General features: G+C 67.7%; 21 protein-coding genes. 9 read left to right on the top strand and 12 right to left on the bottom strand.

Translation table 11 applies throughout. The features are described from left to right. The 4 genes from HUV60_RS04505 to HUV60_RS04490 all read left to right on the top strand — a co-directional run bounded on the left by HUV60_RS04505 (position 1) and on the right by HUV60_RS04490 (position 3,156). Positions 1-867, top strand: coding sequence for a DUF317 domain-containing protein (locus HUV60_RS04505; protein WP_257852148.1), 867 nt, complete (start codon positions 1-3; stop codon positions 865-867). A gap of 30 nt (positions 868-897) precedes the next feature. Then, positions 898-1,386 carry a hypothetical protein gene (locus tag HUV60_RS04500; RefSeq protein ID WP_257852149.1) on the top strand — a complete coding sequence of 163 codons (489 nt, stop codon included), beginning with the start codon at positions 898-900 and terminating at the stop codon, positions 1,384-1,386. A 115-nt stretch (positions 1,387-1,501) separates the two neighbouring features. Then, positions 1,502-2,098, top strand: coding sequence for a DUF317 domain-containing protein (locus HUV60_RS04495; protein WP_257852150.1), 597 nt, complete (start codon positions 1,502-1,504; stop codon positions 2,096-2,098). Between the two features lie 29 nt (positions 2,099-2,127). Next, positions 2,128-3,156 carry a SpaA isopeptide-forming pilin-related protein gene (locus tag HUV60_RS04490; RefSeq protein ID WP_257852152.1) on the top strand — a complete coding sequence of 343 codons (1,029 nt, stop codon included), beginning with the start codon at positions 2,128-2,130 and terminating at the stop codon, positions 3,154-3,156. Positions 3,157-3,209: 53 nt separating this feature from the next. On the opposite strand, the gene HUV60_RS04485 is transcribed toward HUV60_RS04490, so the two are convergent. From HUV60_RS04485 to HUV60_RS04470, 4 genes are all read right to left on the bottom strand, one after another. After that, positions 3,210-6,353 (bottom strand): type I restriction endonuclease subunit R, encoded by a 3,144-nt coding sequence (locus tag HUV60_RS04485; protein ID WP_257852154.1) that lies wholly within the window; start codon positions 6,351-6,353, stop codon positions 3,210-3,212. Next, entirely contained in the window at positions 6,353-7,645 is a 1,293-nt protein-coding gene (locus HUV60_RS04480; RefSeq protein WP_257852156.1) for a restriction endonuclease subunit S, read from the bottom strand. Before HUV60_RS04480 ends, HUV60_RS04485 begins: the two co-directional genes overlap by 1 nt. Continuing rightward, positions 7,642-9,387 carry an HsdM family class I SAM-dependent methyltransferase gene (locus HUV60_RS04475; protein WP_257852158.1) on the bottom strand — a complete coding sequence of 582 codons (1,746 nt, stop codon included), beginning with the start codon at positions 9,385-9,387 and terminating at the stop codon, positions 7,642-7,644. The genes HUV60_RS04480 and HUV60_RS04475 overlap by 4 nt, the downstream gene beginning before the upstream one ends. Before the next feature lie 117 nt (positions 9,388-9,504). After that, positions 9,505-10,818 (bottom strand): hypothetical protein, encoded by a 1,314-nt coding sequence (locus tag HUV60_RS04470; RefSeq protein WP_257852160.1) that lies wholly within the window; start codon positions 10,816-10,818, stop codon positions 9,505-9,507. A gap of 223 nt (positions 10,819-11,041) precedes the next feature. On the opposite strand from HUV60_RS04470, the gene HUV60_RS04465 reads away from it, so the two are divergent. The 4 genes from HUV60_RS04465 (at position 11,042) to HUV60_RS04450 (ending at position 13,137) form a co-directional block, all read left to right on the top strand. After that, positions 11,042-11,395, top strand: coding sequence for a DUF317 domain-containing protein (locus tag HUV60_RS04465; RefSeq protein ID WP_189906535.1), 354 nt, complete (start codon positions 11,042-11,044; stop codon positions 11,393-11,395). A gap of 96 nt (positions 11,396-11,491) precedes the next feature. Continuing rightward, positions 11,492-11,782: a hypothetical protein gene (locus HUV60_RS04460; protein WP_257852162.1), complete on the top strand. Its 291-nt coding sequence runs from the start codon at positions 11,492-11,494 to the stop codon at positions 11,780-11,782. A gap of 15 nt (positions 11,783-11,797) precedes the next feature. Then, positions 11,798-12,616, top strand: a complete 819-nt coding sequence (locus HUV60_RS04455) for a DUF317 domain-containing protein (protein WP_257852163.1) — start codon at positions 11,798-11,800, stop codon at positions 12,614-12,616. Between the two features lie 359 nt (positions 12,617-12,975). After that, positions 12,976-13,137, top strand: a complete 162-nt coding sequence (locus HUV60_RS04450; protein ID WP_189906529.1) for a hypothetical protein — start codon at positions 12,976-12,978, stop codon at positions 13,135-13,137. 89 nt (positions 13,138-13,226) lie between these two features. Here HUV60_RS04450 and HUV60_RS04445 read toward each other — a convergent pair whose 3' ends face one another. Continuing rightward, complete coding sequence (locus HUV60_RS04445) at positions 13,227-13,919, bottom strand: hypothetical protein (RefSeq protein ID WP_030422098.1); 693 nt, start codon at positions 13,917-13,919, stop codon at positions 13,227-13,229. A gap of 246 nt (positions 13,920-14,165) precedes the next feature. Here HUV60_RS04445 and HUV60_RS04440 point away from each other — a divergent pair, with 246 nt between their 5' ends. Further along, positions 14,166-15,257 (top strand): IS110 family transposase, encoded by a 1,092-nt coding sequence (locus HUV60_RS04440; RefSeq protein WP_257853127.1) that lies wholly within the window; start codon positions 14,166-14,168, stop codon positions 15,255-15,257. Between the two features lie 83 nt (positions 15,258-15,340). On the opposite strand, the gene HUV60_RS04435 is transcribed toward HUV60_RS04440, so the two are convergent. The 7 genes from HUV60_RS04435 to HUV60_RS04405 all read right to left on the bottom strand — a co-directional run bounded on the left by HUV60_RS04435 (position 15,341) and on the right by HUV60_RS04405 (position 21,157). Continuing rightward, positions 15,341-15,784, bottom strand: coding sequence for a hypothetical protein (locus tag HUV60_RS04435; protein WP_257852164.1), 444 nt, complete (start codon positions 15,782-15,784; stop codon positions 15,341-15,343). 232 nt (positions 15,785-16,016) lie between these two features. After that, on the bottom strand, positions 16,017-17,759 hold the full coding sequence (locus tag HUV60_RS04430; protein WP_257852165.1) for a relaxase/mobilization nuclease domain-containing protein: 1,743 nt from the start codon (positions 17,757-17,759) through the stop codon (positions 16,017-16,019). After that, a complete protein-coding gene (locus HUV60_RS04425) occupies positions 17,756-18,382 on the bottom strand; it encodes a hypothetical protein (protein WP_257852166.1) in 627 nt (208 codons plus the stop codon). The genes HUV60_RS04430 and HUV60_RS04425 overlap by 4 nt, the downstream gene beginning before the upstream one ends. Further along, entirely contained in the window at positions 18,379-18,615 is a 237-nt protein-coding gene (locus tag HUV60_RS04420) for a hypothetical protein (protein WP_257852167.1), read from the bottom strand. The genes HUV60_RS04425 and HUV60_RS04420 overlap by 4 nt, the downstream gene beginning before the upstream one ends. Positions 18,616-18,699: 84 nt before the next feature. Then, positions 18,700-18,891, bottom strand: a complete 192-nt coding sequence (locus HUV60_RS04415) for a hypothetical protein (RefSeq protein ID WP_136240856.1) — start codon at positions 18,889-18,891, stop codon at positions 18,700-18,702. Then, a complete protein-coding gene (locus tag HUV60_RS04410) occupies positions 18,888-20,519 on the bottom strand; it encodes a hypothetical protein (RefSeq protein ID WP_257852168.1) in 1,632 nt (543 codons plus the stop codon). The genes HUV60_RS04415 and HUV60_RS04410 overlap by 4 nt, the downstream gene beginning before the upstream one ends. Continuing rightward, positions 20,516-21,157 (bottom strand): WhiB family transcriptional regulator, encoded by a 642-nt coding sequence (locus tag HUV60_RS04405; RefSeq protein WP_257853128.1) that lies wholly within the window; start codon positions 21,155-21,157, stop codon positions 20,516-20,518. Before HUV60_RS04405 ends, HUV60_RS04410 begins: the two co-directional genes overlap by 4 nt. Positions 21,158-21,267 lie beyond the last annotated feature (110 nt).

The raw sequence follows: 21,267 nt of genomic DNA, 5'->3' as shown, positions 1-21,267 counted from the left end.
GTGCCTCACGACGACCACGACACCATCGACGGCGACGTCTACGTCTCCCCACGCCACCTGACCCGTGCCACTGCGGTCGGTGATCCCGGCTTCGACCCGCTGCGCGACCTCGGCTGGGATCTGCACCACGACGACCTCGGCAACGCCTACCTCACGGCCCCCGACGGCAAGGTCCGCCTCGGCTACCTCCCCGAAGGCAACGACGACGGACTATGGCGCATCAACGCCTACAAGGACGCCTTCGGCCCACCGGCCTGGGGCGTCTGCTTCAACGACAGCGCGCCGACCGAGTTCGTCACCGCCTTCACCACCGCCCTCGCCGAGGCGTACCGGCAGGGCCCGGACCACTACCTTGCCCGCCCGCTCGCCGGAAGCGCCGACCGCGACCCGTTCCACGCCGTCGACCCGCTCATCAACCACGGTTGGCAGCTCGACCGCCCGGACTCGAGCACCTTCGCCATCACCTCACCCGACGGTCTCGCCACGCTGGAGTACACCACCGGGGACCTAGACCCAGCGATCGAACTGGACACCCGCGACGCGCGCTGGCACCTGTGGGCCGGCACCTCCTCAACCCGGCCCTTCTGGTACGCCACGGCCAGCACCGACACCCCCGCCGCCCTCCTGCGAGCCGTGACCGAAGCCGTGGCCGACCCCGCACCCCTGCCTCGATGGCGGGACGACACCTCCAGCTACGTCAAGGGCCACGCCCAGCTCTCCCCGATCCTCCCGCCGAGTCCGCCATCGCCCACCCCGCTCGACGTCCGGCGTGCCGTAGCGTCCCGCCGCTCGGCCGCGCTTCCCGCGGCCAGCGTCCCGCGCTGGAGCACCACCAGCCGACCTGCCCTGCCCGGCCCACGCCGCTGACCCCAGCCCAACCCCCGACCGGAGACCCTCGTGTCCCTGCAGGCCCCCGAGTTCTTCACCGAGCTATGCCTCCCTTTCCACGACCACGCCGTCGTGGGCAACACCTACTACGCCGCTCCCGTCCCGGGCACGCCGCTACGGCTGCGGATCGACTTCACCCGCACCATCCACGCGGACACCTACGGCGGGCTGCGTGTCGCAGTCGTCCACCCGGACCGCGGCGAGATCGACGCGGTAGCGCTCAGCTTCGTGGACCACGGGACCTTCCACCGCCGCGACGAAGCCACCCACACCCGTCCGAACACCAAGCAGTACGGCACCTTCGACACCTACCACCGCCCCGGCCGCCCGCCGTGGGACGGGGCCGTCACCACCGGGCTGCGCGATGCCATCGAGCAGTACACCGCCGTCTGGTTCCCCGGTGCCTGGGCCGCCTCTGCGCCCAAGCGCCAGACCGGCCGCACGCCGCGCAGCACTCCTGCCCCGCCGGCCGCCCCCGCCGGGGCCCGCACTCGCTGAGCCTCTTCCCGATCTCCGCGCACCGCACGCCACGTCAGCTATCGAGTAGGAGCCTCTCCTCTTGTTGCCCGGTCCGCCCCCCGACCCCTTCAAGGACCTTGACCCTGCCCAGAGCGTGAGGGTTCTCCCGCGTCACCTTGCCGGCCCCGGCCATGCCGACCTGAAGACGATCTGGCCCTTCCCCTCCGACGACGGCTGGCACCTTCACCAGGGGCTCGAAGGAATGGTGTTCGCCATCAGCCCCTGCGCCCGGCTGTGGACCCGCTTTGCTCCCAAACCCGAGGAACGAGGCCAGGGGACGTGGAGCATCGGCATGGACCGTGTCCCCTTCGGCCCGCGGGCCTGGGAGATCACCTTCGCCGCCACCACCCCCGCCGAACTCCTACGCGACGTCCACGCCGAGTTGCTTGACCTGTACCTCGAAGACCGCCACGGCGACCAGAACCACCTGTTCGAGGACGCGACGGCCCCACACGAGGTGTACAGCGAGCCGCACTGGCAGGCCCGGTTCTCTGCCGGCGCGCCCACCACCCTCGCCGCGGCTTTCACCGCCTCGCTGATCTCCACCGAACCGCTACACCGGGCCGTGAAACACATCCCTTTCCATACCCGTCGTCACCTCTACGCCGCACCCGCTGGGGCCCCGCAGCCACTCAACCGTCCGACCCCCGCGATACCACCCACCGGCCATACGACCGGCCGCACCCGCTGACCCTGACCGATCAAGGAGTCTTCTTCCTCGTGCACGCACGTCTCGTCCGATCCGCCGCCGCCATCGCCGTCGCCGCAGCCGGCACCCTCACCTGGGCGCCGACCGCGAGCGCCGAGCCCTCCGAACCGAGCCCCTCGACCTCCGCCGCCCCCGCCGAGACTCCGGCCCCGGACGCGGGCAGCGTCGAGATCACCACCAAGGACACGGCCGGAGACGCCCTGCCCGGCGCCGTGTTCCTGCTGCTCGACTCCGCCGGCCAGGAAGCCGGACACGGGAAGACCGACGCACAAGGAAAGCTGACCTTCCCCGGCCTCGCGCCCGGCGTCTACCGGCTCAAGGAGACGGCCTCCGGCAGCCCGCTCCACGAGGTCGTCGCCGACCAGGACGTCATCGTCACCCCGGGCGCGACCACACGGCTGACGATCACCGACCCCTTCAAGGCCGCCAAGGTCCTCCTGCAGGTTAAGGACGACAAGACCGGCAAGCTCCTGCCCGGCGCAACCGTGAACATCGGCACCGGCACCTCGACGCTGCTCACCCTGACCACGGGAGCCAAGGGCACGGCCTCCGGAGAGTTGCCCATGTCGAGCCGAAGGGCCCAGTTCTGGGTCAAGGAGATCAAAGCCCCTGCCGGCTACGACCTGTACAAGCCGACCAAGACGTTCGCTGCTGCTCCCGGCGACCCAGTGACCGTAACTTTCACCAACGCCAAGACCGCCGCCACACCGCCATCCACGGAGAAGCCGACGGGCAACCCCACCGAGAAGCCGAGCGGCAAGCCCACCGCAAGGCCGAGCGGCAAGCCATCCCCGAGCCAGCACGGTGAGGGCCTGGACGTCCCGGTTCCGTCCGCCTCGGGTACCCAGACAGCCGACGATACTGCGTCGAGCACAACAGCGCCTGTTCCTGTGGGCTCGCTCGCGCACACCGGTGCCGACGCCTCCCCGTGGCTGATCGGAGGCGCCGCAGCCCTGATCGTCACAGGCGGAGGCGCCCTCGTCATAGCCCGCCGTCGGCGCACGGACAACTCCACCGACGAGGGCACCACTCAGAATTGACCCATCCGTCTTACGGCATAAGCCCCCGGAATTCGCTGGAAAATTCCGGGGGCTTAAGAATCCACCCGCTGATCGATTGCAGCCTCGTAGAAGGCGTCCGCCAGCGCGATGATGATCGAGTTGATGGCCGGGCCGTCAGTGAAGAAGTAGTCGGCCATCGTGTTGTGGGCGTCCTGGTTGTCCGCAACCGCCTCCGTCACAGCTGCTTGGAAGTCCTGCGACTCCATGAACTGCTTCTTGGTGTTCACCTTCGTCTGCTTCACTAAGTTCGAGTCGGCGAGCAGCCGCTGCACGAGCCCTTGGACAAACTCCCGGATCTGGTACTCGGCGAACGTCTCAGCACCGAAGAGGTCGTTCATCTTGTCTATGACGACCTGGAGCGCCACGTACTTCGGCTCCTTCTTCGTGCCAGTGCCGGCGGCGTTGATGCCCTTCAACTGGCCGTCACCCACGAGGGAGATGTCGACCGGGCTTGCCTTGCTGTGCTTGACCCCGACCAGCACCACGTCAGAGAGGTCTACTTGGGCCGACCAGGACGACTCGGCGATGACCTTTTCCAGCAGGCGCAGGAAGATCGACAACATCTCCAGGTACGGGTCGCCATAGTCGACGATCTGCGACATGAAGTCGTAGAGGCGCACGTACGTGGAGACGTCCTTGCGGAAGAGGTCGAGCGTGTTGAGGGTGACCTTGTCCTCTTCCTCGATCGCCCGTGCGTAGCGGCGCCGGAAGTCGTGCTGCGCCGGACTGATCGCCGCTGACAGCGCGTTGTTGCCCTTCCGTGTCATCCACAGCTCGGCGACCTTGCGGACGTCGTCCTCGGTGTAGATGTTGGCCTGGGCGAGCTTGTTGGCCAGGTGGATGACGACGTACGGGTCGGTCTCGGTCTCCAGGGTGGCGTTCTTGAAGTACGGCTCGAACGCCGCCCTGATGTCCTCAGGCTTGTTGGCGAAGTCGATGACGAACGTCTTGCGCTTTTGTTCCCCGCCGGGTGTGCGGTGGGTGCGGTTGAGGCGGGAGAGCGTCTGTACCGCGGTGACGCCCGACAGCTTCTTGTCGACGTACATCGCCGAGAGCAGAGGTTGGTCGAAGCCGGTCTGGAACTTGTTGGCGACCAGCATGATTTTGAACGTGTCGCCCTTGAACGCTGCCGCCAGATCGGACCCGGCACCAGGGTTCATGTTGGCCTCGGTGAACTCGGAGTCCTTCGACGGCTGCGGACCCCAGGCGTTGTCCCAGGTTTCTTCCTCGGGTATCGCCACCCCGGAGGAGAAAGCGACCAGGGCGCGGTAGTCGTACGAAGGGTCCTGGGCACGGCGCTTGGCTATATAGGCGTCGATGGCCAGTTTGTACTTCACCGCGGCCTTGCGGGAGTCGGTCACCACCATCGCCTTCGCCTTGCCCTCAAGAAGGTGGGCGACGTTGACGTGGAAGTGCTCGACGATGATCCGCACCTTCTGGCTGATGTTCGTCGGGTGGAGCTGCACCCACCGCATCAGCCCTTTGCGGGCGGTGGCCTCCTCGACCTCCCCGCCAGCACCGCTCTCGGCCTTGCCGGCGATCTTCAGCGCGGTGTCGTAGGACTGGTAGCCCTTGAGCACATCGAGGATGTAGCCCTCCTCGGTGGCCTGCTTCATCGAGTACAGGTGGAACTCGTGAGGCTTCCCGTCGGCGCCCTTGCGGCCGAACATCTCGAGGGTCTTGTTTTTCGGCGTCGCTGTGAAGGCGAAGTAGGAGATGTTCTCCGACTCGGCCCGTTCGGTCATCTCCGAGGCGAGGATCGACTCCACGGCGACCTCGCCGCCCTCTTCGATCTCCTTGACCTCCTCGGCCGTCAGCACCTTCTTCAGCTTCGAGGAGATCTGCCCCGACTGAGAGGAGTGCGCCTCATCAGCGATGACGGCGAACTTCTTGCCCTTCAGGCTGGCGTCGGTCCGGATCTCGTTCAGCGCATACGGGAACGTCTGCACCGTCACCACGATGATGAGCTCGCCGTTCTTCAACGCCTGCGCCAGGAGACCCGACTTGGACTTCAGGCCGGCCTTGCGGACATCCTCGGGGCTGATCGTCGCGACGATCTTGCCGCTGCCGTCGATCTGCCGGATCGCGTCCTGCAGCTGGGAGTCGAGCACGGTGCGGTCCACGATCACGATGACCGAGTCGAAGATCTTCTGGTCGTCGACGTGCAGCCGCGCCAGCCGGTGGGCGGTCCAGGCGATGGTGTTCGTCTTCCCCGACCCGGCGGAGTGCTCGATCAGGTACCGCTTCCCGACGCCCTCTTCCTTTACCGCCTCCACGATCTGGGTGACGGCCTCCCACTGGTGGAACCGCGGGAAGAGCATGCTCGTGCGTCGGACCGAGGTGCCGGTGTTGACATCCCACTCCTCCTTGGTCTGCGCGATCATCAGCCGGCCGATGATGTTCAGCCAGGCGTGCTTCTCCCAGACGCGCTCCCACAGGTACGCCGTGGCCGAACGCCCGTCCTTACCTAGCGGGTTCCCGGCGCCGCTGTCGAAGCCCATGTTGAACGGCAGGAAGTGGGTCTTCTCCCCTTCCAGCCTCGTGGTCATCGCCGCCAGGTCGTTCGAGACTGCGAAGTGCACCAGCGCCCGATGACCGAACGACAGCAACGGCTCCGGCCGGCCGTTTGTCAACGGGTTGCGATCCTGCTTGTACTGGTTGATCGCCTCGTCCACCGACTGGGTGAAATCGGTCTTCAACTCCACCGTAGCTACCGGGAGCCCGTTGACGAAGAAGACGAGGTCGGTGCTGCGCTGGTCGGCGGTCGAGAAGTGCACCTGCCGCACCACCCGCACGCGCATCGCCTCATAGAGAGCCGTGGTGGTCTCGTTGAGTGACGTCTCTGGACGGAACTGCGCCATCTTCAAGCGGCCACCACCGATGTACTGCACCCCGTTGCGCAGGACGTTCAGTGTGCCACCGCCGTGCTCTAGCGGCCGGTCGAGCGCTGCGGTCAGCACGTCCAGGAACTTCGCCTGCGAGCCCGCGGCCTTCAGCGCCTTCTCGTACGCCGGCTTCTGCGTGGCCTCCAGCCAGGCGAACAGGTCCGCCGGGAAGAGCGCCCGCTCCCGGTCGTACTCGCCCCCGTCGTGGTCGTTCTTCGAGTACAGCCAGCCGTGATCCCGCAGGTACTCGCAGATCTCCGTCTCGAAGACCACCTCGTTGTGGTCGGCCATCACGCCGCCTTTCGTACGTCGATCTGGCCCGTCACTGCTGCCGTGATCAACGCGGACCGCCGCTCCCTGGAGAGCTCGATAAACCGCTCGGTCTCGGCGATCAGCGCGCCAATCTTCGCAGTCTCATCATCCAGGTACGCGACGATGCGTCGCTGCTCATCAAGGGGCGGGAGAGGAGTGACGATGTTGACGATTCGCGTTAGGCCTAGGTCGTTGTTGGTCGCGCCACGCGTGAAGAGCTGCGACTGGTCGTAGCACGGGCCGCTATTGAGTGCATAGGCCAAGAACGACGGTTCCACCAAGTCATGCCGAACCTTCAGCACCGCGACATGCACCCACACCTGGAAAGGAAAGTCCAGATCGACCACACGTGCGATACCGGTGGTGCCCCCCTTCGTGTAGAGCACATCTCCGGGTTCGGGCACAACACGCTTGGAGAACTCCAAGTAGTCAGCCTCAGAGACGAACTTCGCGTCATCGAGTGACCACCTGTCGACCTTGACGTTTCTCGCCGACAAGAACATAACCCCGTCATCGACGTAGTTGGGAGAGAAGTGCGGACCGTCCGCCAGCCCTCGGAGCACCCGCCGCAAGCTCACCGGAGTCCAGTCGTCCGGGAGTTCGGGCCACCATGGGTCTCCGGTCTGGCAAACATCATTTCTGTCGCTACCAGCCACGGCGTGTTGCACGACTGATCGGCGCCGCTCGTGGAGCATCTCGATCAGCCGCTGCTGCTCCTCGATGAGTGTGTCGATACGGGCCGTCTCGTGGTCGAGGTAGTCGGCGATAGCGCGCTGCACCCCCACTGGCGGCAGCGGGATCGGAATCCTGGCAAGCTTCTCTGCCGTAAGGTGCGGCATTGAGACAACGTTGGAGTAGGCACGGATGAAGCCGCTAGCCCGCAGCGCGATCAGGTAGAACGCGATGAAGCGGCCGTCAAAGTCTCCAATTGGTCGAAGCCGGTTGATCGAGTTCTGGAATCCCCAGCCAGGAAGATCCTGGTCGACATACGCGGCACGGCCGAACCCGCCCTGGCCGCCCTCGACAACGACTACGTCGCCCGCGCGGATGCTCAATTGTCCCAGTTCGTCCTCGCCGAACCACATCTCTTTCACGTCGTCGAGGGCCAACACGCCATCGGGCTGCACATTCGCAGCGCGCATGTAGGGTGCACGTACGTCACTGCCCGAGTCCTTGCTCTGCAACATCTTGCCAAGCGTGACCGTCGCAGCGTTCTTGACCTGGCCTGCCAGCCACCCATCGGGCAAGACGTTCCAGAGAGGCCCCTTCACTGCTCCACCTCTCGCAGCAGGTCAAGGATTTTGGCGACCTGTTTCTCCAGGTCAGCGTCAATCTCGACGAGAGGGCGGGGCGGGGTGTACCTGTAGAAGTGGCGGGTGAAGGGGATTTCATAGCCGGTCTTGGTTTTGGCCCAGTCGACCCAGGCGTCAGGAACGTGCGGCTTCACCTCGGCGTCGAAGTACGTCTGAATGACTTCGCGCTTCCCTGCCGCACCGGCGGTTGAGCCGCCGTAGGTGAAGGGCACGTTTTCGGTGTCGCGCTTTTTCGAGTCGGGTTTCGGGTTGCCCTTGCGGTCGACTACAGGGTTCCCGTCCTCATCGAGCAGGGGGCGCTCGACGGTGATGGTCCAGTAACCGAAATCGTCGTTGCGCAGCACCTTGGAGAGGTCGGGGTCGGCGTCCTCGAAGTCGGCGTACAGCCGCATGATCTTGACGCGGTCATCGTCGCTGATCTCGCGGTTCTTCGATCCGAGGTTCTTGCGCATCTTGGTCCAGAAGGACGTTCCATCGATGAGCTGGACCTTGCCTTGGCGGTTAGGGTGCTTGGTGTTGTCGAGGATCCAGATGTAAGTGGCGATTCCGGTGTTGAAGAACATGTTGGTCGGTAGCGCGACGATCGCCTCGACCAGGTCGTTCTCCAGCAGCCACCTGCGGATGTTGGAGGAACCGGACTCGGCGGCGCCGTTGAACAGCGGGGAGCCGTTCATGACGATGCCGACTCGGCCGCCGCCGTCTTCGACAGGACGCATCTTATGGGCCAGGTGGAGCAGGAAGAGCATCTGGCCGTCTGAAATCGCTGGGAGGCCCGGCGCGAAGCGGCCGTAGGGGCCAGCGGAGTCGCGCTCCTTCTTGACCGCCTTGGCATACTGCTTCCAGTCCACTCCGTAGGGCGGGTTGGACATGCAGAAGTCGAAATGGCGACCCTTGAAGACATCATCGGTGAGCGTGTTGCCGAAGGCAATGTTGGTCGCGTCGTGGCCCTTGGCGAGCAGGTCAGACTTGCAGATGGCGTACGACTGCGGGTTGTACTCCTGGCCGAACAGGATCAGCTTGGCCTCGGGGTTTTGGGCGAGCAGGTGTTCCTCGGCCAGGGAGAGCATGCCGCCGGTGCCGGCGGTGGGGTCATATAGCGAGCGGATGATGCCGCCCTCGGTTAGGTCGACATCCTTCTCGGCGAAGAGCAGGTCGACCAGCAGCCGGATTGCGTCGCGCGGCGTGTAGTGGTCTCCGGAGGTCTCGTTCGCGGCCTCGTTGAACTTGCGGATGATGTACTCGAAGGCGTCGCCCATGTCGGAGTTCGACACCACGTCGGGGTGGAGGTCGATGGCACCGAAGGACGTGACGATCTCGCGCAGGAGCTCGGCCTTCTCCAGGGCCAGGATCTCCTTCTTGAAGTCAAAGTACTCAAACACGTCTACATCGGCGGAAAACCGTTCAATGTAGTCAACGAGGTTGTCCGCCAGCCCGTCCGCATCCTTCAGCAGGTTCGCGAACGAGTAGTTGGAGGTGTTGTAGAACGACCGACCCGTGACCTTCTTGACCTCGACCTTGAGCCGGTTCGGGTTCTCATACATCGCTGCCAGCTCGCGCACCGTCGCTCGGTCGGGCTCCAGGATGCAGTCGAGCCTTCTCAGGATCGTGAACGGGAGGATCACGTTCCCGTACTGGTTGGGGCGATAAGGGCCCCGAAGTTGGTCGGCGATCGACCAGATGAAGCTACCGAGCGTGCTCACAGAGGTTCCTTACGAGGATCGTTTGGTCGTGCAGCTACTTTGCCAGAGCCGGTAGCCCACGTCCCTCGATTCGCCCACGGAAGCACTCCGTGAAGGCGGCTCCTGCTGTAGATCTGCTTACGGCCGGTCGGGCCAGAAGGTGGAGGAAGGGAGCCGGACGGAAGGTAGCTGCACGACCTGGATCGGTCCGAGGGCAGCCGCGGCAGCGCGAAGGGCTTCGTCGTGAGAGCCGGAGCCGAGAACCTCCGCAGAGCAGGTAGGGCAGTCGCCTGGACGGCGGGCGTGACCGGTGCTGCGATCTCGGGAGCCTCGAACATGTACGAAGGCGTCTTCGGGAAGATCGGCCCGCACGGTGTGCCAGATTCCAACGCGTTCGTTGTCGGGCAGCCCGGCCGCTACCGCCGGTCGCATCGGCGGCAGCACACGTTCGCGCTCCTGGACGAGGAAGACCCGGTCGGTGAAGTCGACGCTGTCCCCCTCCGGGCGCTCGTGCTCCAGCCACGTCCGTGCCTCCGTTCGGGTGCCCGGACCCCACAGGTATTCCGTGGGGAACTGTGTGGTCTCGTAACGGGTATCGAACTCTGCCCAGTGCTCGTCATTCCAGCGACTGCCCGGGATGAAGGGGATGGCCCGTACCACGACGTGCTGGTACTCGTCGTCCTCCTGATCTTCCATGGAGTCGGCGGCGGTGAGCGCGTCGGCGGGCTCCATCCGCGTCCGTCCAGCACTGTTCCAGCTCAGCACGGCGATTTCTCGGTGCAGAGGGGCCGGGTACAGGCGCCCGTCGGGAGTGGCTCGCCCCCATAGCTGGTTGATCAGTTCTGCCAGATCCCGCACCGTTCGGGCGGCACCGACGGGCGTGTCGACGTGATGACCGGACGGGTGGGCGACGTGGTTGCGCAGCTTCGCCAGCGCTTCCTCGGCTGCGCGACTGCGCCGCCCGCGGAGCAGCCCCGCCGTCCGCGCCCACAGGCGAAGCCCGTGCAGCATTCCGTTGAACTCGATGTCGTGGGTGCCGACGGCCAGCTTCGCGCGTTGCCGCATCATTCGGTTCGCACACCTCTTGACATCGTCGTACGACGTGACGCTGTAGGAGACGTCCGGAGCCTGGAGTACGCGGAAGGTGATGGTGCCGCCGCACCATTCCATGAAGCGGTCGCGCAACGTCTGCTCGTAGATGAGCAAGGCTTGGTCACTGACGATGGTGTATACGTCGTAACACAGCACGCCATAGGCGAAAACGGTGCGCAGTCGCTCGAAGGAGTCGCGCGTTCCAGCCGCGGCACCTGCCGTCAGGTCGCAGTCGGCGATCTGACGCTGTTGGAACTCTGCAGCCTCTTCGGGTCGCATGCGGCCACCAAGCCCGTACGGATTGAACGCCAGCGACAGGTCATCTGCGGCGCGCAATTCCGCAAGCGGTCGGATTTCCATCTACTTCTCCTCCCGGTGGGAAACGGGCCAGCATGCACCTACACGCGCCATGGCCGCCACCCCCTTTCCTCGGCGCCTTCGTGAGTTCGACGCAAAACGACGCGGACCGGCAGTTCGCCGGGGGCAGACAGGAAAGATCGAGGAAAGACTGGCCAAGGTGTGTGAGTACATGTCAACGTAGACGACCTTGCCAGTAACCCCCAGGTCAGAGAGGTGTTTGCCTGTGACCGTGGTCCCCCTGGACCCTGGTTTCTCCACCGCCGTCGAAGCCCTGCGCCTACGCGAGTGGCAGCTCGGCCCTGGCCAGCCCACGCTCGTCACGGATCAGTTCTCCGGGGAGGACTTTCACCTGATCGTGGACGACCGCGCGGATGTGCACGTCAGCTCGAAGGACGGCCGTTTCTACCTCGGATGGTTCCCGAACGGCCGTCCCGGCACCGACGGCGAGGGGTGGACGATTGCTGTCACCGGCACGTCGAAGGTGCGCGGCTACCGCCTGTCGTTCGACACCGAGACGCCGGCCGACATCGTTGCCGCCGCCGTGGCACGGGTGCTGGAGACTTCGCGCCACGTATGACGGTGTAGTCAGCCGTGCCACCAGGCGGGGCCGCCTCCTGCCGGCCCCAGCCCGTTCTTTTGCTTTTGTTTCCCCCTTGCAACTAGGAGGCTGTTCGTGACGTCCTCGGAGATGACCGTCGGCGATCTCATCGATCTGTTGTCCGCCTGCGACCGGAGTGCTCCGGTCCGCCAGGCCATGAATCCCTTCTTCCCGATGGCACACCGCTTGGCGCAGGTCGTGCAGTCCGTGGACGAGACCGGCCGGACCGTCGTCTATCTTGCAGAAGGGCGCAATCCGGACGCGCAGCTCGGCCACCTCCCGCCCGAGGCCGCCATCGCCCTGACGTGGCAGGGCCCCGTCCAAGCACCCCTGCGCCGCCCCCGCCGCCGTGCCGGCGGCAACTAGACCCGCACCGAGCCTTTGGAGGCGCCCCTGTACCCCGACTTTCCGTTCGACCCATCTACTTCGGGTGGCGACCAACCCGCATTCTGGGTCGGCCCCCGCCACCTGGCCGGTGATGATGGGTGCCTTTTCGATGTCGTCGCTGACACGCTCACCGGCCTGGGCTGGACGAGCCTGACGATCGTCCGCGGGCGGCACGAGCCGGATGAGGCAACGGAGGACCGCCAGGTCCTGCGCAGCACCGTCCTGCACATCAGCCCCGATGCCCTCCGTTGGGCACAGTGGTGTCTGGCGGATGAGCCGTTCCATTTGGGTGACTTGCCGATCGCCTGGCAGATCTCGGCCCGCGCGGACGTGAGCAGTCCGCTCGCGTCGTGGTCGTCCTATTTCACCACCGACGTCCCCGGCGAGGCCGTGACCGACTTTCTCGTCGCACTCGACGCCCGGGACGGGCCCGCCGCGCCGTTCGCCGGCCCTGGGCTGGTCCTCGACGCCGTCACCACGCACGGCTGGCTCCGCGACATCGATCAACCCCACGCGGCAGCGACGGACCCGACGTTCACCTCGCACATCAGTCTTGGGGAGGTGCCGCCGCTCATCCAGGATGCCGACCCGCGCGTCCTGACGACCGAAACCGACGAGACGGGGCCGACCGGATGGCAGGCATGGACGGAGCCCGAGCTCGGCGCGCCCTGCCTGTGGGCTGCCTCCTTCGGTTCCAGCGTGCCGCACGACCTCGTGGCAGCCTTCGCCGCCTCCCTCAGCTCGACGGCCCCGGTTCTGCGGCGTGTGCTGCCCGTGGCCACACGGGAGCGACTGCTGCAGGCGCCGGCCTAGCCATCGGCGGTGCTCTGGTCCCAGTAACCGAAGCCCGGTCCTCCTGCATGGAGGCCGGGCTTCTGACGTTGCTGTCCATGGTCGGGCAAGCCGACGAACAGAAGCAGCAGGGGGGCAGGGCTCAAGGCGTCGGGCCTGCCCGGCTCCAAAACGGGAAGTGGCGATGAAGTGGCGAAGGTATGGCGTAGCGATGGGACCCTCGCGTGTGTTAATGCCAGCGCCTCAAAAGGATTGATATGGCCACGCTTTGGCGTAGTGCTACCGCTTGAGGTGTGGTATGTCACGGCCTGTTGAAGTGGCGAAGAAGTGGCCAAGGTATGGCGTAGCGGTGCCACGTTCCCGTGCGGCTGAATAGCCGTATGCCTCGAACCGAAGAGAAGCAGCAGCCTGTCCTTGAACTCCGCATCGGGGGCGTGTACGTCGTCGTCCAACGCATCTCACCCTGGCTGGTGGCCGCCGTCGTCACGGCACTCGTCGCAACGATGGGCAGTTCACTCGCCGCATGGTTCACATCTCGTTGAGACCTTGTCAGACCGTGCAGGCGAGAAGGGCCGTACAGCACTGCTGCCCCGACCATCCTGGGTCGGGGCAGCAGTGCGTCGGGCGCCGGTCAGCCGGCTGCCGTGGCTTTGGTGAGGGCCTTGTCAAGGTGGCGGTCGACGAGGGCCGGGGAGCCGGAAACGACCAGCAGCAGGTTGCCGTCGCGGATCGCGGTCTGCTTGACCACGGTGCTCCGTCCTCCGGTGATGAACGTCAGGAGCTGGCTCCACTGCTCGTCACCGCCGGCGTGGGGTGCGGGCAGCTTCTGCGAGGCCACGTCGACCGGGGTGCCGCCCGCGACAACCTGATAGGTCGGGCAGCCGGTCATGGCATCGAAAATCCGGCCGATGCCGTCGGAGAGCTTCTTTGCGCTGTCGCTGTACAGCTCCTCGGAGATCTCCGAGGAGCTGCCGCCGTAGGTGAAGTCCGCCTTCGCCTTGTGCGGGAAGGCGAGTGTGCCGCCAGTCGCCGCGTCGCCGCCCAGCTCGCTCAGGGCCGGGCAGCCGATGACGGTGACGTCGTCGTGCTGGGCCGGACGTTCCGGCTTGGGAAGGTAGCCGCTGCCGAGGTCGCTCGGATCGAGCAGGCGGGACTCGAGCGCGGCCGATGAGAGCGCGGCCGGCTCCTGGACGGCGTCGGTCGGCTTTCCCGTATGGGAGGAGGAGGTCTGGTGCTTGGACCTGGTGGTGTCGATGGAGCAGGCGGGCACGGCGAGGAGGGTGGCGGTGATGCCGAGTGCGGTGGTGGCGACGCGAACGCGCATGACGGAACTGACAGTGAGGATGTGTGGTGGCTTCTCCGAGTGGGTCTGACTCACGGACTGACCGACGCCGACTGGCTGTCCTCAAGGGGATTCGTCGGCCCGCTCGGGGAGGCCACCGCACGCGACCGGACGGGCGTCCGTGACCTTATAGGAGCTTGGTCCAGAAGCCCCACCACTGTCTTGTCCGCCCGCCCGGCCGGCGCGTGCCGCCCCACCGGGATCAGCGAGAGGACGGCAGTGACCAGCATGACGGACCAGGCCCTGGAAGTCACAGGCGGCGTAGACACCCACGGCGAGACCCACCATGCGGCGGTGGTCGACCGGATCGGCCGCCACCTGGCCGACCGCGAGTTCCCGGCCACCGGCACCGGATACCGCCAACTGCACGCCTGGCTCCGCTCGTTCGGCATGGTGACGGCCGTCGGCGTGGAAGGCACCGGTGCCTACGGCGCCGAGCTGGCCCGGACGCTGCGGCGGGCCGGGCTGAAGGTCGTCGAGGTCGACCGGCCCGACCGCAGGACACGCCGGATGAAGGGCAAGTCCGATCCGATCGACGCCTATGCCGCAGCCGAGGCGGTCGCTTCCGGTCGGGCCACCGGCACGCCGAAGAGCCGGGACGGCATCGTCGAGGCGGTTCGCACGCTGCGGGTGGTGCGCCGCTCGGCGGTGAAATCCCGGACCCAGGCCGTCAACCAGGCCCGGCAGCTCCTGGTCACCGCGCCGGAAAGCCTGCGGGCCCAGCTCCGCGGACTGTCTGCCGCCGCCCTGGCGAAGGCATGCGCCCGCCTCCGGCCGGGCACCGATCTCGCCGATCCCGCCAGGGCGGCCAAGGCCGCCCTGCGTCGCCTGGGCCGCCGGATCCTGGCTCTGAGTGAGGAGATCGACGAGCTGGAGGCCGAACTGAAGCCGCTCACCGCCCGGGCCGCCCCCGAGCTGCTGGCCCTGAAAGGCGTCGGAGCGGACGTGGCCGGGCAGCTGCTGGCCACCGCCGGCGACAACCCCGACCGCCTGCGCTCCGAGGCCGCCTTCGCCCACCTCTGCGGCGCCGCCCCGATACCGGCATCATCCGGACGCAGGGACCGCCACCGGCTCAACCGCGGCGGCGACCGCGCCGCCAACCACGCCCTGCACACCATCGTGCTCAGCCGCATGCGCTGGGACGAGCGAACCCGCGCCTACGTCGAACGACGAACCGGCGAGGGCCTGGCGAAGAAGGACATCATGCGCTGCCTGAAAAGGCATGTCGCCCGCGAGGTCTACCGCGTCCTCATGCGGTCAATCCACACGACGAACACGGGCCGCAACACCGCCCAAAGCGACCTCACCGAAGCCGCTTGACATCCATAGGAGCATCCCCTTGGTGCTAGGCGACGGGTGGTCAGTGCGGGCCCGCGGGCCCGGTGGGGTTGTAGGAGTGGTGGTCAGTGCCCGAGGTGGCGCAGGCAGTCCTCGAACGTGGCGTGCGTCGCGTCCGCCGGCCCGGAGTGCCGGTTGTACCAGGCGGTGTCGATGCGGGTCTCCAACTGTTGGTGTCCGGCCCGGCACCGCAGCCAGATCTCACCGTGAGTGGAGAGGATGAGCCAGTCCCGGTATGCGCCGCACTCGGCGCAGGCGGCCATCTCACCGTCTAGGACCAGGGGCTGCTTCCACGGCATCATCTTGCCTTCGACCTGGTCGTGGCTCGGCACCCGCAGTTCCGGCGGGAGGAAGTCGTCCACGATGGCGGTCGGCTCGACGGCCTGTGGCTCAGGTGCTGGCACTCCGATGCCGGGCGGGACTTGGCCCTGCATCTGCGTGTGCAGTTCGGCGAACCGTCTCTGAGCTTCGCTTAGTTTCTTGGTCCTGCGGCGTATCCGGTGAAACACCCTGGCGTTCTCCTCTGCCTTGGCACCTCGTCCTGCGCGTTTCATGATCGTGCCTCATGCCCCTGGTGGTTTCAATTCACAAAGTCCACAGTCCCCTCCGGCCAGGTCAGCAGGGGCACTCGGCCCCTCGGCCGCCCGGATGACGAGCCAGCCGCGATGCGTGTCGCGGTATGGCGCGGTGGTGTTACCGCGGCGGTGATGTGGTGAGACTGCGTGCCGGCATCCGATGGGCTTACCGGGACTGGCGCGATGTCTCCTCTCCGGTCCGCCGCCTGGCGGGTGAGGCGGGCTTGGTGGTCGTACCGCGCGTCGCGGGCCGGTTCTCAGCGGTGTTGGTCTCGGGAAGGTGGGAGGCATCGGCGGGCAGGTCGGCTGTCCGCCGCATGCGCCATACCAGCACGTCGCTGACGGAGTCCGCGGTGCCGAGTTCGCGCCGTGCGGCGACGTCGGACAGGAGGGCGGCTGGGTCGTGGCCGGCGGCTTCGGCTTCCGCGATGGTTGCGGCCAGGGCGTACCAGCCGGGTTCGGCGAGGATCTGCTCGGCCAGCTCCGGCAGCGCCTCGCGCAGCAGCACCGTCTGCCGCTGGAGCATCGGCCGGCTCAGACGCCGACCACGCTGGTAGAGCACACCGAGCGGCTGGGCTGAGGCGGCCCGGTAGGCGGCGCGCAGGTGCTCGGCCGCCCGAGCGGCGGCCTCTGCCTGCTGGGCGTGCCCCTTCCTGGCGTGCCAGCGCGCGGTGGCGGTGATCAGGAAGAACAGCATGTCGATCGCCATTGCCGTGGCGGCTCCGTCCTCACCCCGGCCGAGGGCCGGGCCGCCCTGGACGAGGTTGCGGGCGGCCTGTCGCAGGGCTCGATCGTGCCCGCGTACGGCGCGGACGTGAGAGCGCGAGGCCCGTTCGAAGGCCGTTGCGGCGTCGCGCAGTTCGCGACGGGTGTGGGCGGCGGACGTCTTCGCTAGGGCATCCAGGATCTCGCCGACCGCGGCGATGTGGGCGGCGGCGACCCCGTCCCCGCTCTGCTCGACGATGAGCACGGCCTGCCACACGGCCGATGCCGTCCCGTGGCGCGCGGCGGCCGGACTGCCCGGCCCTGTCCGGATCGCCTCCTCCCGCCGGACGGAAGAGACACTCTGCGCGTCAGCGGACCAGCGCTCGCGGACGCGTGGCAGCGACAGGTCGGGGGCCAGGCGCGCGCCGGGGTAGAACACTGGCTCGCCGTCTTTGTTCAGGTCGTCGGGCAAGGCGACCTTGTAGCCGAGCAGGTCACCGGAGGGCGCGACGCGCTTACGGATCAGGAGGCCGGCGGAGGCGAGCCGGTCGAAGAACTCCTCGTCGCTCCGGGCACCGGCCACCGCGCGCCGTACGCTCTCCCGCAGTTCTTCGCGGGCGGTGCGCTCGCGGCCCTGGCGTTCGGCCTTGTGGCGTTCGGCGCTGGTGGGTCGCTTCGCTGCGGTGCCGTCACCGGGCGCGACCTGATGGAGGCCGAGTTCCTTTTCGATGAGGCGGGCTTCGGCCTGGGCGCGGGCGCCGGAGCGGTAGTCGTCGGGGCGGTGGCCGTCTTCGGTGACGAGGGTGGCGACGATGTGGATGTGGTCGTCTGCGTGGCGTACGGCGGCCCAGCGGCAGCCGGGCTGTCCGTCGCCGGGGTCGATGCCGGTGGCGGCGACGATGCGACGGGCGATGCTGGCCCACTCCTCGTCGGACAGGATCCGGTCGTCGGGATCGGCGCGGACGGAGGTGTGCCATACGTGTTTGGTCGGACGGGCGTGCTTGGCAAGGGCCATGACGGGTTGGTCGAGGAGTTGCTGGAGGTCTGTGAGGGCGGCGTTCGGGTTGCGGCCGGGGTCGGGGGACATGCCGTCGAAGGAGGCCACGAGATGGGGGTCGGTGTGTTCCTCGTGCTTGCCCGGGCCGTAGAGGTAGGCCAGGAGCCCGATTGTCCGTGAGCCTGAGGGGTTGACACTGGGGATCATGAGCCGCGGTGCTCGATCAGTCGTGTGGCGGCTTCGTGTGCGGTGTCGGCGGCTCGCCGGACGGCGGCGACGGCGGCTTCGAGGTGGGGAACGTCTGCACCGGAGTTGAGTGCCTTGACGGCCTGGTTGAGGTTGCTGCCGGCCCAGCCCAGCCGGCGTCGGCTGTCGAACAGGGCTGTGATCACTTCACGTTCGTCGGCGATTTCAGCACTGGTGCGGTCGAGGTCGCGAGCGGCGGCGAGTGCAGAGCGGGCGAGGAACCCGGCGACGGACAGATTGCATCGGGCGGCGGCGGACGCGATCAGGGCGTACTCGTCTTCGTTGAATCGCGTGGCGGGCTGGCGCAGACGTTTCTTTGCGGGCGGCTGACGCGGTCGCTGACGGGCGCGGGGAGCGCGCTGTCGGCGGGCGTGCGGCTCTGTTTGCTTATACTCCTGCCTCGGCTTCGAGTCGCCCCCGGTCGAAGCCTCAAGGACCTGCGCCCCCCGGTGCAGGTCCTCTCCCGCCCCCTCGGGGGTGGGTCTGGCGGAAGCTATGCTTCCGCCCCAACTTGCTCGCCCCGAGACCGAGTTGGAGTCGGGATCAGGTTCCGGGGTGGTGCCGTTCTTGGGTGCGTTCGTCATCGGGATTCGGGCCTCGTAGAGCGGGTGTATTGCTGGATGGTTGCGGCCAGCGCGAGGAGATCGGCTGGGCTGGCAAGGACGCGGACCGGCTTGTTGGGACGGTCCTGGACGAGCCACTGCCCGGTCGGCATGAGGACGACGGCGTGGAGGAGTTGCCGGCGGACGAGGACCTCCGCCCAGGCATCGGCCTCGGCAGTGGTGGGCCCGGAAAAGCGAGAGGGATGCGGAATCATGGCGTACCTCCTAAGAGGCGCGGTGGCCCGGCTTGAGCCGGGCCACCTTTACGGATACGGGCCTTGAGCTGGGGCTTCGCCGGTTCAGCCGCACTCGGGGCAGCGCCCGACGTGGCTATTGAGCGCGCGGGCCATCCGCTGCTTCGCCGAGGCAGCCTGCTTCGCACTGGACTTCGCCGCCGGCCTGCCCGCATGCCGCTCGGAGTGAGCGAGCAGGAATCTGATCTCTCGCTCGTACTCCGCACGGACGGTCTTGAATTGGTGGCAGGTCTTCATCGGGCGGTGCTCCTCGTCGTCGTGATGTCGTCGTTCCGCAGCTCCTGGAGGACCAGGCCGAGTCGGTCGTTACCGACTCCCGTCAGGCCCTGACGGCGGATGATTTCGCGCAGCTGCACCCGAGTGATTGCGCCGTTGCCGTCCCGTTCGAGCAGGGCGGGAACATGGGGGCGCACCTCTCGGACAAGCTGGCGCTCGGACTCACCCAGCTCGCGTGCCTGGCGCTCCGTCTGTGGAGAGCGGGACCGGGCACGCTTGTCCTTGTTCTTCGTCCGGGTCGGCTTCCGGCGAAGCGGGACCTTGTGTCCTCGGTCCTGGGTGGTCTCGGTCCCGGACTGTGGGGCGGTCGGTCCTCGGTCCTGGGTGGTCTCGGTCCCGGACTGTGGGGCGGTCGGTCCCCGGTCCTCGGTGGTCTCGGTCCCCGACTTTGCGATGCCCGGTCCCCGATGAGAATCCGCGTCCTGAGCTGCTACTTCTCGCGTGGTGCGGTCGGTCCTCACGGCCGCCGCGTTCCGCGCAGCGGATTCCGGACCGGCGAGTTCGGTCCCCGGGACCGCACCGTCTTCACAGGACTTGCTCCCCGCGGCCGTTCCCGTTGCGTCGCCTTTGGTCCCCGCGCCGGCCTCGGCTTCCGGGTCCACCTCCTCGGGGACCGGTCCCCGAGAAGTCCTCGATCCTCGGTCCCGGACCGGCTCGTCGGAACCGTCAGGACCGGGGGCGGGGACCGGCACATTCGATGCCGGCTGTGCGGGGACCGTGGCCGCCGATGCGCTGCTGTGCGCTGGGGACCAGGGAGAAGGGAGCGGGACCGTGGCGAGCGCCAGCGCGTGTCGCCGGGCGGCGAGCTGGTCGAGGAGCTGCGCCCGCTGGTGAGGGTCGGTGCCGACCGAAGCCCTGCCGACCGCCTTCGACAGGCGTCGCGTCAGCCGTCGGCCGCGACGGCTCTGCTGCTGCTCGGGTGTGCGCTCGGCGAGGCGGGCGGCGAGGGTGACCGCACGGGCGGTGGCCCGGTCCCGGGTGATCTGCGCGGCGTCGCGGTCCCGCGCGGCGATGCCCAGGCGGGAAAGCAGCCGCTCGCGTGCCTCCCGGCCCAGGACGGAGATCAGTCCGTTCGAGGCTGCCCCCGGGGTGCGCAGGCGTAGTTCGATGCCCATGGCCAGGTGCCACAGCATCGCCGCCATGACCGGTCCGACGAAGGCGCGGACCGTGCCGCCGATGGGGCCGCTCTCTGCGTAGGCGGGGATCACCTGCACTGTGGTGATCACCCAGACCAGCGTGCCCGGCAGGCCGGGAGCGCCCTGGACGGCGAGGTTCTGCCGTGCCATCAGCGCGGTGGCGAACAGGGCGAGTTCGGCGGCGGCGAACATGCCGGCGCGCTCGGCGGTGCCGGCCATGTCGAGGTAGTCGGCCGCGAAGCGCCAGCTGGTGTCGGCGCTGTAGGCGGTGCAGCCCAGGGCGGCGACGGCGGCGACCTTGACCGCCGGGCCGCCGAGACGTTTCCGCGGGCGGGTTCCCCGGCGCCGGATGGCCCAGGCGGTCAGCACGAGCGCGAGGGCGGCGGGCACGACGGCGGCGAGGAGGAGAGGGAGGTCCGAAGTAGCACCGAAGGCGAGGACAGGGTGGGTCATGCTGCCTTTCCGAGAGGGGCGTGCGCCGGGGTCGACGCCGCCGGGCGGCCTGTCGGCTGCTGAGTGCCGGGAGCTGTGGGCGCGGGGGTGCCCTTGGGCTTGGAGGTCTTCTTCCGCTTTTTCTTGGAGCGGGGCACGCCGTAATTGCGATCGCGGTCGAAGACCTTGTTGGCTGCTTGCCGGAGCAGGTCGCGGGCGTGCTTGTGGCTGATCTGCAGGGCGGCGGCGAGCCGGTCGGGCTGCCAGCCCCGGACGTAGGCGTGGTCGATGGCCACCTGGCGCTCGGCTTCCGTCAGGTGCACGTCGCGTCCCTGGAAGAAGGCGGTCACACGCCGGTAGTCCATGCGGCGGTGCAGGTTGTCGTGCAGCGGGCGCCGCTCGGCTTCGGTGAGCCCGCCCCAGACGCCCTCCTTGAGGACGTTCTCCAGGGCGAAGTCCAGGCACGCGCGGCGGACGGGGCACCAGCCGCACAGCTCCTTCGCCTCCGCGATCTCCTCGTGATCCCGGGGGCCGGGGAAGAACACAGCGTCGGCGTCCTCGACGTCCATGCCGTGGCACGCTCCGCGGACGTGCCAGCTGGTGTCTCCGATGCCGCGCAGGCCGGCGGCCGGCGCGTCATGGGTGGTGATGTGGCGCAAGGCGAGCCTCCGATGTGCTGCCACACCGGCCGGCTAGCGCAGTGCTCGGCGGGTGCGGCGTCGGGTGCCGGCTGCGGCGCGTGGGCGTGCGCCGCAGCCGGTGCGGGACG

The sequence above is a fragment of the Streptomyces sp. KMM 9044 genome, from assembly GCF_024701375.2.
In the GTDB taxonomy this organism is placed as follows: domain Bacteria; phylum Actinomycetota; class Actinomycetes; order Streptomycetales; family Streptomycetaceae; genus Streptomyces.
Note: the sequence above shows the minus strand (reverse complement) of the source record. Positions and strands in the feature narration are given on the sequence as shown.

Excerpts from the sequence above, each read along its gene's own strand:
- HUV60_RS04420 (WP_257852167.1), bottom strand. The coding sequence starts at position 18,615 with ATGATTCCGCATCCCTCTCGCTTTTCCGGGCCCACCACTGCCGAGGCC.
- HUV60_RS04425 (WP_257852166.1), bottom strand. The coding sequence starts at position 18,382 with ATGACGAACGCACCCAAGAACGGCACCACCCCGGAACCTGATCCCGAC.
- HUV60_RS04440 (WP_257853127.1), top strand. The coding sequence starts at position 14,166 with ATGACGGACCAGGCCCTGGAAGTCACAGGCGGCGTAGACACCCACGGC.
- HUV60_RS04485 (WP_257852154.1), bottom strand. The coding sequence starts at position 6,353 with ATGGCCGACCACAACGAGGTGGTCTTCGAGACGGAGATCTGCGAGTAC.
- HUV60_RS04470 (WP_257852160.1), bottom strand. The coding sequence starts at position 10,818 with ATGGAAATCCGACCGCTTGCGGAATTGCGCGCCGCAGATGACCTGTCG.
- HUV60_RS04430 (WP_257852165.1), bottom strand. The coding sequence starts at position 17,759 with ATGATCCCCAGTGTCAACCCCTCAGGCTCACGGACAATCGGGCTCCTG.
- HUV60_RS04445 (WP_030422098.1), bottom strand. The coding sequence starts at position 13,919 with ATGCGCGTTCGCGTCGCCACCACCGCACTCGGCATCACCGCCACCCTC.
- HUV60_RS04410 (WP_257852168.1), bottom strand. The coding sequence starts at position 20,519 with ATGACCCACCCTGTCCTCGCCTTCGGTGCTACTTCGGACCTCCCTCTC.
- HUV60_RS04415 (WP_136240856.1), bottom strand. The coding sequence starts at position 18,891 with ATGAAGACCTGCCACCAATTCAAGACCGTCCGTGCGGAGTACGAGCGA.
- HUV60_RS04450 (WP_189906529.1), top strand. The coding sequence starts at position 12,976 with ATGCCTCGAACCGAAGAGAAGCAGCAGCCTGTCCTTGAACTCCGCATC.